At 54.5% G+C, this 13,820-nt stretch carries 13 protein-coding genes; 7 read left to right on the top strand and 6 right to left on the bottom strand.

Going from position 1 to position 13,820, the window contains the following annotated elements; genetic code table 11:
• The first annotated feature begins 28 nt into the window (after positions 1–28).
• The gene (locus CPH80_RS16155; protein ID WP_096279390.1) at positions 29–754 is read left to right on the top strand and encodes an OmpW/AlkL family protein; all 726 of its coding nucleotides are present in this window, start codon (positions 29–31) and stop codon (positions 752–754) included.
• A gap of 71 nt (positions 755–825) precedes the next feature.
• Here the strand turns inward: CPH80_RS16155 and CPH80_RS16150 are convergent, their stop codons facing one another.
• Together CPH80_RS16150 and CPH80_RS16145 are read right to left on the bottom strand one after the other, a co-directional pair.
• Positions 826–2,151: a DEAD/DEAH box helicase gene (locus tag CPH80_RS16150; RefSeq protein WP_096279388.1), complete on the bottom strand. Its 1,326-nt coding sequence runs from the start codon at positions 2,149–2,151 to the stop codon at positions 826–828.
• A 355-nt stretch (positions 2,152–2,506) separates the two neighbouring features.
• The gene (locus CPH80_RS16145) at positions 2,507–2,962 is read right to left on the bottom strand and encodes a DUF302 domain-containing protein (RefSeq protein WP_096279386.1); all 456 of its coding nucleotides are present in this window, start codon (positions 2,960–2,962) and stop codon (positions 2,507–2,509) included.
• Positions 2,963–3,084: 122 nt separating this feature from the next.
• Between CPH80_RS16145 and CPH80_RS16140 the strand changes: the two genes are divergently transcribed.
• Positions 3,085–4,194 carry a transporter substrate-binding domain-containing protein gene (locus CPH80_RS16140; protein ID WP_227520215.1) on the top strand — a complete coding sequence of 370 codons (1,110 nt, stop codon included), beginning with the start codon at positions 3,085–3,087 and terminating at the stop codon, positions 4,192–4,194.
• Between the two features lie 39 nt (positions 4,195–4,233).
• Here the strand turns inward: CPH80_RS16140 and CPH80_RS16135 are convergent, their stop codons facing one another.
• Positions 4,234–5,760 carry a flavin-containing monooxygenase gene (locus tag CPH80_RS16135; protein ID WP_096279382.1) on the bottom strand — a complete coding sequence of 509 codons (1,527 nt, stop codon included), beginning with the start codon at positions 5,758–5,760 and terminating at the stop codon, positions 4,234–4,236.
• 113 nt (positions 5,761–5,873) lie between these two features.
• Positions 5,874–6,164 carry an encapsulin-associated ferritin-like protein gene (locus tag CPH80_RS16130; RefSeq protein ID WP_096279380.1) on the bottom strand — a complete coding sequence of 97 codons (291 nt, stop codon included), beginning with the start codon at positions 6,162–6,164 and terminating at the stop codon, positions 5,874–5,876.
• 160 nt (positions 6,165–6,324) lie between these two features.
• Here CPH80_RS16130 and CPH80_RS16125 point away from each other — a divergent pair, with 160 nt between their 5' ends.
• On the top strand, positions 6,325–7,356 hold the full coding sequence (locus CPH80_RS16125) for a histone deacetylase family protein (RefSeq protein WP_096281699.1): 1,032 nt from the start codon (positions 6,325–6,327) through the stop codon (positions 7,354–7,356).
• Between the two features lie 69 nt (positions 7,357–7,425).
• Positions 7,426–8,007 (top strand): TetR/AcrR family transcriptional regulator, encoded by a 582-nt coding sequence (locus tag CPH80_RS16120; protein ID WP_096279378.1) that lies wholly within the window; start codon positions 7,426–7,428, stop codon positions 8,005–8,007.
• 72 nt (positions 8,008–8,079) lie between these two features.
• Here the strand turns inward: CPH80_RS16120 and rlmE are convergent, their stop codons facing one another.
• The gene (gene rlmE, locus CPH80_RS16115; protein WP_096279376.1) at positions 8,080–8,700 is read right to left on the bottom strand and encodes a 23S rRNA (uridine(2552)-2'-O)-methyltransferase RlmE; all 621 of its coding nucleotides are present in this window, start codon (positions 8,698–8,700) and stop codon (positions 8,080–8,082) included.
• A gap of 195 nt (positions 8,701–8,895) precedes the next feature.
• On the opposite strand from rlmE, the gene CPH80_RS16110 reads away from it, so the two are divergent.
• The 3 genes from CPH80_RS16110 to CPH80_RS16100 all read left to right on the top strand — a co-directional run bounded on the left by CPH80_RS16110 (position 8,896) and on the right by CPH80_RS16100 (position 12,060).
• Positions 8,896–10,533 (top strand): NAD(P)/FAD-dependent oxidoreductase, encoded by a 1,638-nt coding sequence (locus CPH80_RS16110; RefSeq protein ID WP_096281697.1) that lies wholly within the window; start codon positions 8,896–8,898, stop codon positions 10,531–10,533.
• Complete coding sequence (locus CPH80_RS16105) at positions 10,530–11,264, top strand: TrmH family RNA methyltransferase (protein WP_096279374.1); 735 nt, start codon at positions 10,530–10,532, stop codon at positions 11,262–11,264. Before CPH80_RS16110 ends, CPH80_RS16105 begins: the two co-directional genes overlap by 4 nt.
• Positions 11,265–11,391: 127 nt before the next feature.
• A complete protein-coding gene (locus tag CPH80_RS16100) occupies positions 11,392–12,060 on the top strand; it encodes a transglutaminase-like domain-containing protein (RefSeq protein ID WP_096279372.1) in 669 nt (222 codons plus the stop codon).
• An 18-nt stretch (positions 12,061–12,078) separates the two neighbouring features.
• Here CPH80_RS16100 and ahpF read toward each other — a convergent pair whose 3' ends face one another.
• Positions 12,079–13,644: an alkyl hydroperoxide reductase subunit F gene (gene ahpF, locus CPH80_RS16095; protein ID WP_096279370.1), complete on the bottom strand. Its 1,566-nt coding sequence runs from the start codon at positions 13,642–13,644 to the stop codon at positions 12,079–12,081.
• Positions 13,645–13,820 lie beyond the last annotated feature (176 nt).

Genomic DNA, 13,820 nt, shown 5'->3' with positions numbered 1-13,820 from the left:
AACAACGATTCAGGTTAAGGAGATAGTTATGTCCCGTACTTTCAAACTCAGTGTTATGGCAGCCGCCGTTATGGCCGTTGCACCAGCTGCTCAGGCTTTTGAAGCTGGCGATTTTATTCTACGTGCCGGTGCTGTGCATGTGGCGCCGGATGATTCGAGCGACGTCATTAACGTTGCTGGATCGCCAATCTTTGGAGCCGACGCACGTGTTGCAGTGGACTCCAATACACAGCTTGGACTTCGCGCAACCTACATGTTTACAAGCAATCTGGGCGTAGGCCTACTGGGTGCGACTCCGTTCAAACACAACATCAGTGGTGCCGGAGATCTTGCAGCAGCAGGCAAGCTCGGTGAAACCAAGCATCTGCCACCAACGCTGACACTGCAGTATTTCCCAATGCACAGTTCTTCTGCACTGCAGCCTTTTGTGGGCGTGGGCGTGAATTACACAAAGTTTTTTGAAACCAAGACCACCAGCACATTAGACAATGCGGTAGCTAATACGGTGCCACTCCCAGGAGCCACAACCGAGTTGGATCTCGACGACAGCGTAGGCCTGGCTTTTGAAGCTGGTATCGACTACATGCTCAGCGAAAACTTTGGTCTTAACGCCGCTGTTTGGTGGGCAGATATCAACACAGACGCCACCGTAAGCGTCTATGATGGCGCGGGTAACTTCGTCACTAACGCTGACAAGTTCGAAGTCGAAATCGACCCGATGGTCTACATGGTGGGTGTCACCTACAAGTTCTGATACCCACAAACAACAATGCGGAACCGAAGCTCCGCATTGTTTAATCAGTTACCTATAAACCCTATAAGGCTTCAGGCACTCTGGCTCTGGCCTGAACGCCCACGCTGACCACTGCCATTCTGGCTGCGGCCACCGCTGCGCCCACCGGGCTTGTCGCCAAAGCTGCGGGCATTGCCGCCTGGTCGACCATTTCCGCCGGCGTTACCACCACTGCGATTGCGAGCTTTGCTCGGGTCCGCTTTGGCTTTGGGTTTGAGCGGCAAGTTGTTCTTTGGCTCAAAACCTTCCACTTCTTTGCGCGGCAGCTGCTTTTTGATCAACCGCTCAATGCCTGCAAGCATTTTGCCTTCATCGGCGCTTACCAGTGAAAGCGCATGTCCGCTCTCGCCTGCACGGCCAGTTCGGCCGATGCGGTGTATGTAGTCTTCCGGCACGTTTGGCAGTTCAAAGTTAACCACCTGGGGCAGCTGTTTGATATCTAGGCCACGGGCCGCGATATCTGTGGCAACCAGTACCCGCACTTGGCCTTGTTTGAAATCGGCCAAAGCCCGGGTGCGAGCACCTTGGGATTTATTACCGTGTATGGCTGTTGCGGTAATGCCGTCTTTCTCAAGCTTCTGAGTTAGACGGTTAGCACCGTGTTTGGTGCGAGTAAACACTAGCACCTGCTCCCACTTGTTATCGCGTACCAGTTTGCTCAGCAATGCGGTTTTTTGGCTCTGATCAACTTTGTACACCGACTGTTCCACGCTCTCAGCGGTGGCATTTCTGACCGCCACGTCAATCTGCACCGGGTTGTTCAGCAGGCCTTGAGCCAGAGTGCGAATATCACCCGAGAAGGTTGCTGAAAACAGCAGGTTTTGACGCTTGGCTGGCAACAGCGCAAGGATTTTTTTGATGTCGCGAATAAAGCCCATATCCAGCATACGGTCGGCTTCGTCCAACACCAGGATTTCCACTTCGTTGAAACGCACAGCATTCTGCTGATACAGATCCATCAGGCGGCCTGGTGTGGCAACCAGTACGTCTACGCCCTTACGCAATTTCATCATCTGCGGGTTGATTTTTACACCGCCAAAAACCACAGCGGCTTTGGTAGGAACATATTTGCTGTAAAGATTTACGCTGTCGTGAACCTGCGCGGCCAGCTCCCGTGTCGGCGTCAAAATCAGTACGCGGGGACCTTTACCGTTGCGGGGATTCTCAGCCAGGCGCTGCAATATTGGCAGTGTAAAGCCGGCTGTTTTACCTGTGCCCGTCTGGGCTGCCGCCATAACGTCCTTGCCAGAAAGTACGGCAGGAATGGCCTGAAGCTGAATGGCAGACGGGATTTCATAACCCTGGTCGGTGGTTGCACGGACCAGCTGCTCGGACAAACCGAGTGAAGAAAAACTCATAGTTGATTAACTCTTGATTGTTCTGCCTCCACGAACACCACTCTCGGCGAATGCGGACAGAAGCCATGAAAATTCATGGTATAAAAGACGACTACGGTCACGCGCCGGTATCGGGGTGACGTCCTCTGACAGGTCGTATGGATGGTTCGCAACGCGGCTGTAAGCCGGGAACTGCAGAATCCTTAGAGGCAGGATGTGCGCATAGTAACAGAGGTTTTAGCAATTAGCTATAAGGGCGATTTAGGCAAGAGTGGAACGTATCGACGGCAAGAGCGCACATCCTAAGCGACAATGCTGAAGATTCAAGGGGTTCAGCGCTACGCCGGGTATCCGCTGCTTCCTACTTTTTTATCTGTTAGTGAGTTGCCGTTTTGGCAAAACCCGCTAAAGCACCGCTCACTTTTTCCAGTACAGCATCACAGCCTTCAATTGCATGTCTGGCCTTCAGATACTCCGGATCGTTATAGCCGAACCAAACCTGGCCATCTTCATCTTCCCAGATCAGTGCTTTCTGAGGCAGATCCATTGCCACACTCTGTGCACATTGCATCAGAGGCGTACCGACTTTGGGGTTGCCGAAAATCACAAGCTCGGTTGGCCGCAGCTCCATACCTGCTGATCTAGCTCCCGCCGCGTGATTAATCCGGTTCATGACTTTCATACCCTTTTCGCTCAACACAGCTTCAAGTTTATCCGCTGTAGACGCTACGCTATGATTGCTTTTAATCGCGATTAATCCGTCTGCAGCCATAGCAAGGCCCGAACAAAGCAATAAAATGAAGGGCAAGACAAAAATCCTGAAAGCATTCATGGGGTGTGTTCTTTTTTATGAAATGTAAATCTCATAATAGACCACTCAGGCCACGCGAAGGGCTCTGGCAGCCAATTGAGGGTTCGTTTTGATCCATCTACGTGTTATTACGTGTGTATCACATGCTTAAGTTATTAACCAAAACCGCCAACAAGGAGCGCAGCCTAGACCACGGGCCGCACACAGTGATGCTTACACGAATTTTGTCTTGTGTTTTTCTGCTCGCACTGAGTATTTCCAGCCAGGTTCATGCCCAAGAGTCGCCTCTAAAAGTCGGCATCACCACCGTTCCTCCTTTTGTTATGGAAACGAATGATGGCCGCTGGGAAGATATTGCTGAGGGCATGGAGCGGAAGTTTGAATGGGTTCCTATGAGCTTCAATGAGCTGCTCGAAGCCGTTGAAAACGGAGAGATCGATGTCGCGGTTGGCGCCCTGACTATGACAGCCGACCGGGAAGCTCGGTTCGATTTCAGCCACCCCTTTTATCAGACTGGCCTGTCTATTGCTGTACCGCCAGTGCCGGAGCAAAGCCTGTTTAGCAGCCTGAAGGCGCTCGTTAGCTGGCAGTTCCTCAGCGCAGTTCTTGCATTGGGTGCTCTGCTTTTGGTTGTTGGTTTCTTGTTGTGGCTGGTTGAACGGCGCCGGAACCCGGAGCAGTTCGGGGGCTCTGCAGCAGAAGGTATTGGTTCCAGCTTCTGGTGGGCCGCAGTGACTATGACCACGGTCGGCTACGGTGACAAAGCACCGGTATCGCTTCCCGGTCGTTTAATTGGCCTAGTCTGGATGTTTGCCGGCTTGATTATGGTGGCCAGCTTTACAGCTACCATTACGTCGTCTTTGACAGTAAGCAACCTGCGCGCCGGCATTCAAGGCACAAATGACCTCCCCGGCAAGATGGTTGCAACCATTTCCAATACAGCGAGCCAGCGCTACCTAGAGGACGAACATATCCGCTATCAGACCTACCCGAATCTGACATCCGCCATGGAATCTGTCGTCAGCGGCGAAACCGATGCCATCGTGTATGACCGTGCGCTGATGCAATATCGAAACCTGCAACTGGGCCAAAAGAAGCTGACAATTCTTCCCGGTGTGTTTGCAAAGCAGTTGTACGCGTTGGCGCTGCCAGATGGCAGCCCACTTCGGGCGAAGATCTCGCAAGAGGTTCTAAGGGTGACGGAAGACGATAGCTGGGCAGGCATCCAAGCGGCTTACCTAGGCAAGGAATAAGCGTGATGGGGCGCAGCAATCGCTGCGGCCCATAAATACTCAGGCGCCAAACAGCGCCGAACGCAGAGGCCTGAGAAAGCCCCGAGACGGTTGGCTCTGGGCGTTAGTCCTCTTGCCATCGAACTCAATGTAGCCGTCTTCAATCGGATCAAAACGCAGAATTTTTACGTCTTCCAGATAGTTCTGGGACGATTTCCACGGCCCGTGAGTACCCTGTCGCGGAAGGCGATCCGCAGCGCGCTTGATATAGCCGGCGTCTAGTGAGCCTAATACGGTATCCTCACCTAGGCTGTTCTCGGTGTCCCTAGCAACCGCCATACGAATCTTACGCTGATCCATGTGGTTGATCAGGCGGCACATGTATTCACTGGCGATATCTGCTTTCAGAGTCCAAGAGATATTGGTATAACCGAAGATCATGCCCGCATTGGGTACGCCTTCAACCATCACATTCTTGTAGACAACTTTGTCTTTCAGAACCACTTCTTGGCCGTCCACTTTCGGCTTGATACCCCCAAGCATCTGAACATCCAGGCCGGTGGCCGGAATAATGATGTCGGCATCTAGGTGCTCACCGGATTTCAGACGAATGCCGGTTTCGGTGAAGCGTTCAATATGATCGGTTGCGATAGACGCCCTGCCCACCTTCAATGCATCAAACAGATCGCCGTCTTTCACCACACACAGGCGCTGATCCCAAGGATCATAGTCTGGGGTGAAGTGGCGCATATCCGTTTGGCCACCCACTTGGCGTTTGATAATGCCAAGGAACAAGCGGCGCATGATTTTTGGGCTCTTACGGGAGCGCTGGTAAAGGAACCGGGAGATCCAGATATTACGGGCCCGGGTTATCCGATAGGCAAGCTTTGCGGGCAGCACTTTCTGCAGGCAAAGCGTTACTTTATCCGTTGACGGCAGGGGCATCAGATACGTAGGTGAACGTTGCAGCATGGTTACGTGGCCGGCTTTCTCCGCCATCGTCGGCACCAGTGTAATCGCCGTTGCGCCACTGCCGATCACCACAACCTTTTTACCGGTATATTCCAGATCTTCCGGCCAATGCTGCGGGTGAACAACCTGGCCTTTGAAATTCGCTTCGCCGGGAAAATCCGGCTTATAGCCTTGGTCATAGTTGTAGTAGCCGGTACAGCCAACTAGAAAACTGGCGGTATAGGTTTCTTTCTTACCAGTCTCTTCATTTACAGCCGTCAGCTTCCAGCACTTGTCCACGCTGAACCAGTCTGCCGTTTGCACCGCAAGGCCGTAACGAATGTGTCGCTCCACGTCGTGTTCCTTTGCGGTTTCATGCACATAATTTTTGATAGAGGCGCCATCTGCCAGCACCTTGCCGCCCGTCCATGGGCGGAAGTTGTAGCCAAAAGTAAACATGTCGGAGTCTGAGCGAATACCCGGATAACGGAACAGATCCCACGTACCGCCGAGCGATTGCCGGCGCTCGAGAATAGCGAAGGATTTGCCCGGGCACTCCCGCGTCAGATGGCAGGCCATACCAATGCCGGACACCCCGGCCCCGATGATCAACACGTCAAAATGCTGCTCGCTCATAACCCGTCTCTCACTTTCACTGTCGTTATTGTAGGTATCTATGGGACACCAAGATAACGCAGCTAGGCACGCCGAGAAATTGGCCTACCGGATCTCGGAGGCTGTTGTTTGGGTCAGTCGTGGTCGCTAATCGAGCCTTCGGTAAACAGAAATTTCCGCAGGTGCTTGTCCATAACGGGATCCTTGCGACGAATCCACTCCAACACCATAGCCGCGTGTTCTTTTTCCTCATCGCGATTGTGTTCAAGAATCGCTTTGAGTTCAGGATCCTTACAGGCATCCACTCGCTGGTTGTACCAGTCTACCGCTTCAAACTCTTCCATCAGGGAGCTAACAGCACGGTGCATTTCGCGAGTGTCATCCGTCAGTTCGCCTACTGGCTCGTGATAACTGTCGTTTGCCATAATTCGATCCTTTTTCTGAAAACTAGTGAGTTATTTTTTAGCATAATGTCACTCTCTGACAATAGCCGAAAACTCGCCGCTTAAACATCATGTGTTTCGTTTGAGCCGCCGCGAACGCTATGGCAAAGTCAGATACCAAACCGACTCGGGTATGCGCCCCATGAAAACCGTTTTCTCACCGTTGCACAACCTTCGCTCCGCCAAAACCGAACTCGATGGCGGCATTCTAATCGAACCCCATGAAAGGCCGTCCCGGGCAGAAACCATTCTGGCGCGCGTGAAAGCGCAAACCCTGGGCGACGTGCTTGAACCAGAGGAATTTGGCCTGGAACCTGTAAAACGAGTGCACAAACCAGGCTACGTAGAATTTCTGGAACACTGCTGGGTGGATTGGGTGGCTGAAGGTAAACCCGGAGAAGCCATCCCCGCAGTATGGTGTGGCCGTGGCATGCGGCCCAGGATGCCCAAAGACATCGACGGTCGCCTTGGCTATTTCAGCTTTGCCGCCGAAACCTCTATCTCCGAGGGCACTTGGGAAGCGGCTTGCGCTTCCGCCAACGTGGCACTGACTGCACAAAAGCTGGTGGCCAACGGCGAGCGCGCAGCCTTTGCCTTGTGTCGCCCGCCCGGTCACCACGCTCACGCCGACCTATTCGGCGGTTACTGCTTCTTCAACAATGCCGCCATTGCTGCACAGGCATTTTGTGATCAGGGACACCCGCGGGTAGCGATTTTGGATGTGGATTTCCACCACGGCAACGGCACTCAGGCCATCTTCTATGATCGCGACGATGTACTAACCATCAGCCTGCATGGGGATCCCGACTTAGTATTCCCCCACTTCCTCGGTTTTGACGATGAAACCGGTGAGGGCGAAGGTGAAGGCTTCAATCTCAACATTGTTTATCCTCCGGGAACACCCTACAGCGTCTGGAGCCAAGGGCTTGAAACCGCTTGCCAGCGGATCGAAGCGTTCAAACCGAACGCCCTGATTATTGCGCTGGGTGTCGATACCTTTGAGGAAGATCCAATCTCATTCTTCAAACTGAAATCGGCGGACTACTTGGCGATGGGTAAGCGCATTGAACAACTCGGGCTGCCTACGGTGTTCACCATGGAGGGCGGTTACGACGTTGACGCCATTGGCGTGAATACCGTGAATGTGATGCAGGGCTTCGATGGAGAGCTTTGAAGGTGAAAATAAGAGCTAAGGTATAAAAAAATACTAGACGACCGGTCTAATGGTCTTTATCATTGCGCCATGAATCGACATCAAGACACCTGCCAACACCTGCTAAACACGGGCCGCGAAATTCTCGCGGAACGGGGCTTTAGCTCGGTTGGGCTGAGCAACATTCTGCAGCAGGCGGGCGTGCCGAAAGGTTCTTTCTATCACTACTTCAAATCCAAGGAGAGCTTTGGCGAAGCGGTGCTGGAAGATTACTTTGTCAGTTACATGGAAAACCTGGAGGCACGCTTCAGCGATGACACCCAACCAGCACTGGATCGGCTGATGAGCTACTGGCAGCACTGGCAGCAACAGTACTGCGGCCCTGCAGGCCTTAAGGACTGCCTAGTGGTTAAGCTCAGCGCAGAGGTGGCCGATTTATCAGAGGCTATGCGTCTGACGCTCAGGGATGGCACTGACCGAATTATCGACAGCATTATTCTGTGCGTTGAAGCCGCTATTGCTGAGGGGGCATTGCGCGATCAAAACGCCCGGCAGCTGGCCACCAGCCTGTACCAGCTTTGGCTGGGCGCAAGCCTGCTGACCAAACTTCATCGGGATGATCAGCACATGATGCACGCTATGGCCTTTACTCGAGAGTTGATCAAAGGCTAAACCTTGTTCTTTTGCGGGGCCCTGAGTTTTACAGGTGCCCCTTTTTTTGCACAGGCGGTCGCGGTCGCGGGCTCAGCCCTTGAAACCCTTGCCAACAATATAAACTTCCCTGGAGCGGGAGCGAGAGGAATCCGGCTTGCGCGCCACTACCTTGTCGAACACGGCCCTGGCGGCTTTCAGATACTCCTCGTAACCTTCGCCCTGAAATACCTTGGCCACAAAGCTGCCTTTAGGTTTGAGTACTTGGCTGGCCATATCCAGCGCCAGCTCAACCAGATACATAGAAGATGCCTGATCGGATACCGTGACCCCACTGATATTCGGCGCCATATCGGAAATAATCACATCTACCGGGCTGTCGCCAAGAGCCGCCATAATCTCTTCAAACACCGAATCCTCTGTGAAGTCGCCCTGAACGAACTCCACTCCGGCGATGGCGTCCATAGGCAGTATGTCAGACGCCAGCACCCTGCCCTTATGGCCAACCAGGTTAACCGCCACCTGCGACCAGCCACCCGGTGCAGAGCCCAGATCCATTACCACCATGTTGGGCTGAATCAGCCTATCCTTCTTGTTGATTTCAAGAAGTTTGTAACTGGCCCGTGAGCGATAGCCGTCTACCTGCGCCTGTTTCACGAAGGGGTCGTTCACGTGCTCTTCAAGCCAGCGGTTACTGCTTTTGGATCGGGCCATAGGGACTCTTAAAAAGGGCGTCAAAAAAGACGCCAAAACGAAAGGCATCAATTGCTCATTATACGTGTCGCACGCCCTCCCGGCAAAACCCTGACATCCAGCACAGGCGCACGTACAATGCCCGCAACATTCTCCGATTTCTTTATACCCGACAACGAGCCCGCCATCGGCGGCGAGGGCCGGGCAGGACTGACTATGATCCGCCTTACCGAACTGGCGCTGCCGCTAGACCACCCCGAAAGTGCCTTGCGGCCCGCTATCCTCGAGCGACTGGGCATCACCGACGCCGACCTGTCGGACTTCACCGTGTTCAAGCGCAGCTACGATGCCCGCAAAAAAAACACCGAAATCAAATTCGTTTACATCGTTGATCTAAGCGCCCGAAACGAAGACGCCATTCTGGCCCGTTTTGAAAAAGACCAGCACTTGCGGCCAACGCCAGATACCGCCTATTACCCGGTCGCGAAGGCGCCCACTGGCCTCACCGAACGCCCAATTGTGATCGGATTCGGCCCCTGCGGGCTATTTGCCGCCCTGATTCTCGCCCAGCAGGGGTTCCGACCGATTGTGCTGGAGCGCGGCAAGGACGTGCGCCGCCGCACCAAGGACACCTGGGCGCTGTGGCGAAAAAAACAGCTGTCGCCGGAATCCAACGTTCAGTTTGGTGAAGGCGGCGCGGGGCTGTTCTCAGACGGCAAGCTATACAGCCAGATCAAGGATCCGAAGTTCTTCGGTCGCAAGGTAATGCATGAGTTTATCCGTGCCGGTGCGCCCGAAGAGATCCTGTACGTCAGCAAACCACACATCGGCACCTTCCGGCTTACCGGCGTGGTGGCCACCATGCGTGAAGAAATCACCCGCCTTGGCGGAGAGATCCGCTTTGAAAGCAAAGCCACCGACCTGCACATCCGCGATGGCCGGATTGAAGGCGTGGAACTGGCCAGCGGCGAGCGCCTGAACAGCCGGTATGTGGTTCTTGCGCTCGGTCACAGCGCGCGGGATACCTTCCGCATGCTCCATCGGAACCATGTGTTTATTGAAGCCAAGCCCTTTGCCATCGGCTTTCGCATCGAGCACCCGCAATCGCTAATCGACAATGCTCGCTTGGGCAAATATGCCGGTCATCCGGCCCTGGGGGCGGCAGACTACAAACTGGTGTACCACGCCAGCAACGGGCGCGCGGTTTACAGTTTTTGCATGTGCCCGGGGGGCACGGTAGTAGCGGCAACCTCAGAACCGGGGCGGGTCGTCACCAACGGCATGAGCCAGTATTCCCGCAACGAGCGCAACGCCAATGCCGGCATTGTGGTGGCCGTGCACCCAGAACAAGATTTCCCGGGCGGCCCGTTGGCCGGCGTGGATCTGCAAGAGACCCTGGAGTCCCTGGCCTATACGCTCGGCGGCAGTGATTATTGCGCACCCGCACAGCTGGTGGGGGATTTCATCAAACGTAAACCCTCCACCAAATTGGGCGACGTTGAGCCTTCGTACAAGCCCGGCATCAAGCTGGGCGATCTAGCCACTGCCCTGCCTCAATATGCCATCGAAGCCATCCGCGAAGCCCTGCCGGCTTTTGGCAAGCAGATCCGGGGCTTCGACCGGGATGACGCGATCCTGACCGGCATCGAAACCCGCACCTCCTCACCGGTGCGCATCACCCGGGATCGCGCCAGCCTGCAGAGCTTGAACACCCGCGGCCTGTATCCGGCAGGCGAAGGTGCAGGCTATGCGGGCGGCATTCTCTCGGCCGGTGTAGACGGCATCAAGGTTGCCGAGGCGCTGTCCCAAGCCATGCTGGAAGATCTGGAAGCCGCCAGCGGAACGCCATTGTGAAGCTGGACGACATCAAAAAGCTGCATCAGAAAAAATACCGGCAGGCACTGGGCCACTATTTGGTCGAAGGCGAACATCTGGTGCTGGAGCTGCAAAAAGCTGCGGGCCGCCAGCTGGGGCTGAACGCCTCCGAACTGTATGTAACCGATGCGTATGAGCATTGGGCAAGCCCGTTCAAAACCCATCACGTAAACGAGCGCCAGATGGCCCAGCTTGCCGATACCCGCACGCCCCAGGGGATTCTGGCTGTGGTGCCCATGCCAGAGAACAACGTTGAGCCAGTAATAAAACTTGGCGAAAAAACCATTTACCTGCACGAAGTGCAGGACCCCGGCAACCTCGGAACGATATTGCGCACCCTGGCTTGGTTTGGCGGTTTTCGTTGCTTGCTGAGCCCCGGCAGTGTCGACCCCTACAACCCGAAAGTGGTGCGCGCCAGCATGGGCGCTATTTTTCATGTGCCACTGGAAACTGACGTACCTCTCGCCAGTCTGAGCAGCCGCTACACTTCCATTGCCTGCCTCGACCTGAACGGCGACTCGCTGACAGCCGAGCCGTTCAGCCAGCACGACTGCTACCTGTTTGGCAACGAAGCTCGGGGCGTGCCGCGAGACGCGCTGGCTCAGCTGGCGGCCAAGCCCTATACCATCCAGGGCAAGGGCGAGATCGAGTCCCTCAACCTGGCGTCGGCGGTTAATATGTGTGCTTATGAGCTGGTACGGAGCTCCTGACCCGCCTTCTTTGGCAAGCGATAGCATGATCTGTTTAAGCACTCATCGGGGTGGTTATCGTCCTTGCCTGTAGCTTGCTAATCAGACATGATCGAAGACCTATGCTCTCATCGGATGTACAACAACAATGAAACGCTATCTCGAGCCCACAGCTTTTTTTGACTACAACCAGCCCGAACTGAAAGCCTGGATTGCCGCCCAACTTGAAGGCGTGGCAGATGATCCGGTGGAGCAGGCAAAAGCCCTGTATCTGGCAGCCCGGGATGGCGTGAGCTACAACCCCTACGTATTCCGCCCCGAACCCGAGAGCTTCAGCGCCAGCTATGCGCTCAGAACCGGCGAAAGCTATTGCATCCCCAAGGCAGTTTTGCTCGGCGCGGCGGCACGTTCCATCGGCATTCCCAGCCGCCTGGGCCTTGCCGATGTGCGCAACCACCTCTCAAGCCCCAAATTGATTGAGTGGCTGCGCTCGGATATTTTTCGCATGCACGGCTTTATAGAGCTTTACCTGAACGGTCGCTGGGTGAAGGCCACCCCTGCTTTCAACAAGCAGCTGTGCGAGTTGATGAAGGTGGAGCCCTTGGAGTTTGACGGCGTAAACGATTCCATTTTCCAGGAATACACCGAAACCGGGGAAGCGCACATGGAATACGTGAACGATCACGGCATGTTCGACGATGTTCCCCACGACTTCATTGTTTCCGGAATAAAAGCCGCCTATCCACACCTATTTTCGGTAGCTGGCGAACCGGAAACCGTTAAGGGAAGCCTAGTGCAGGATATTTCCGGGAACTGATATGCCCTACCAGCGCCCTTATTCCACAGAGTTGCGGATCAGGAAGTCAAAAGCACTCAGTGCGGCTTTTGAGCCTTCACCCATGGAAATCACAATCTGCTTGAACGGCACTGTGGTGGCATCGCCGGCCGCAAACACGCCTGGAATCGAGGTTTCGTTGCGGTCGTTGATTATAATTTCACCGTGCTGGCTCAGCTCAATGTCGCCTTTCAGCCATTCGGTGTTCGGCACCAAACCAATCTGTACGAATACGCCTTCCAGTGCTACTTGGTGATTTTCACCGGTCTTGCGATCGGTGTAGGTTAGCCCACTCACCCGGCCGTTCTCGCCAAGTACTTCGGTAGTCTGGCCAGACGTAATGATGTCTATGTTTTTTAGGCTGCGCAGCTTTTTCTGCAGCACATCGTCGGCTCGCATCTCGTCGCCAAACTCAATCAGTGTTACATGACTAACAAGACCGGCCAGATCGATCGCGGCTTCCACGCCGGAGTTACCGCCACCAATCACGGCAACATGCTTGCCTTTAAAAAGCGGGCCGTCACAGTGCGGGCAGTAAGCCACGCCTTTGTTGCGGTATTCCACCTCACCTGGAACACCCAGCGGGCGCCAGCGAGCACCGGTAGACAACACCACTGTGCGGGCCTTAAGGGATGCGCCATTAGCCAGGCGAATCTCATGGGGCATCCCGCGCTTGGTAGCCGGGATCAGCTTCTCGGCGTGCTGCATGTTCATGATATCCACGTCGTACTCTTTAACGTGCTGCTCCATGGCTGCAACCAGCTTCGGGCCTTCGGTGTAGGGCACAGAGATCAGGTTCTCAATCCCCATGGTGTCGACGACCTGACCACCGAAGCGATCGGCGGCGATGCCGGTGGAAATACCTTTACGAGCCGCGTAAATGGCAGCAGCAGAGCCAGCTGGGCCGCCACCAATCACCAGCACCTCAAAGGTGTCTTTCAGGCCGATCTTCTCGGCTTCTTTCTCGTCAGATTTGGTATCCAGCCGAGAAACAATTTCTTCCAGAGTCATGCGACCCTGACCCCAAGGCTCACCGTTGAGGTAAACACTCGGAACCGACATGATCTCGCGCTTTTCCACTTCGTCTTGGAACAGGGCGCCATCAATGGCGGTATGACGAACACCCGGGTTCAGAATGCTCATCAGGTTAAAGGCCTGAACTACGTCTGGGCAGTTCTGGCACGACAGGGAAAAGTAGGTTTCAAACTCAAAATCGCCATCTAGCTGCTGGATCTGCTCAATCACATCCTGCGATGCCTTAGATGGGTGGCCGCCCACCTGCAACAGTGCCAAAACCAGCGAGGTAAACTCGTGGCCCATGGGAATACCGGCAAAGCGAACACCCATGTCTGTACCCACGCGGTTTATAGCGAAAGACGGGCGACGCACATCGTTCGACTCTTCTGTGCGCAGGCTGATCTTCTCGGACATTGGCTCGAGTTCTTCCAGCAGCTCCCGTAACTCCTGGGATTTATCGCTATCGTCATAGGCTGCCACCAGCTCTATCGGCTGCTGCAGTTTTTCCATGTAGGCTTTCAGTTGCTGCTTAATATTGGCATCCAACATGTAACGATTCCCCTGTTAGGTTCTTAAGATCAACCGTCTGAATTTCTAAATTCAAAAGGATCTGTGGTTCGGATATGTTCAGACGATACGTTCCGGCAACTAAATGCTCAAATTAATTGATTCAAACTAAGTGATAGCAAACCGCTATAGCAGGATCCGCCGCGCTCCCCGTCGAT

The organism is Marinobacter sp. LV10R510-11A (assembly GCF_900215155.1).
Taxonomy (GTDB): domain Bacteria; phylum Pseudomonadota; class Gammaproteobacteria; order Pseudomonadales; family Oleiphilaceae; genus Marinobacter.
Note: the sequence above shows the minus strand (reverse complement) of the source record. Positions and strands in the feature narration are given on the sequence as shown.

Coding starts and splice junctions, on each gene's coding strand:
- CPH80_RS16130 (WP_096279380.1), bottom strand. CDS start 6,164: ATGGCAAACGACAGTTATCACGAGCCAGTAGGCGAACTGACGGATGAC.
- CPH80_RS16100 (WP_096279372.1), top strand. CDS start 11,392: ATGAAACGCTATCTCGAGCCCACAGCTTTTTTTGACTACAACCAGCCC.
- CPH80_RS16110 (WP_096281697.1), top strand. CDS start 8,896: ATGATCCGCCTTACCGAACTGGCGCTGCCGCTAGACCACCCCGAAAGT.
- rlmE (WP_096279376.1), bottom strand. CDS start 8,700: ATGGCCCGATCCAAAAGCAGTAACCGCTGGCTTGAAGAGCACGTGAAC.
- CPH80_RS16145 (WP_096279386.1), bottom strand. CDS start 2,962: ATGAATGCTTTCAGGATTTTTGTCTTGCCCTTCATTTTATTGCTTTGT.
- CPH80_RS16120 (WP_096279378.1), top strand. CDS start 7,426: ATGAATCGACATCAAGACACCTGCCAACACCTGCTAAACACGGGCCGC.
- ahpF (WP_096279370.1), bottom strand. CDS start 13,644: ATGTTGGATGCCAATATTAAGCAGCAACTGAAAGCCTACATGGAAAAA.
- CPH80_RS16150 (WP_096279388.1), bottom strand. CDS start 2,151: ATGAGTTTTTCTTCACTCGGTTTGTCCGAGCAGCTGGTCCGTGCAACC.
- CPH80_RS16155 (WP_096279390.1), top strand. CDS start 29: ATGTCCCGTACTTTCAAACTCAGTGTTATGGCAGCCGCCGTTATGGCC.
- CPH80_RS16140 (WP_227520215.1), top strand. CDS start 3,085: ATGCTTAAGTTATTAACCAAAACCGCCAACAAGGAGCGCAGCCTAGAC.
- CPH80_RS16135 (WP_096279382.1), bottom strand. CDS start 5,760: ATGAGCGAGCAGCATTTTGACGTGTTGATCATCGGGGCCGGGGTGTCC.
- CPH80_RS16125 (WP_096281699.1), top strand. CDS start 6,325: ATGAAAACCGTTTTCTCACCGTTGCACAACCTTCGCTCCGCCAAAACC.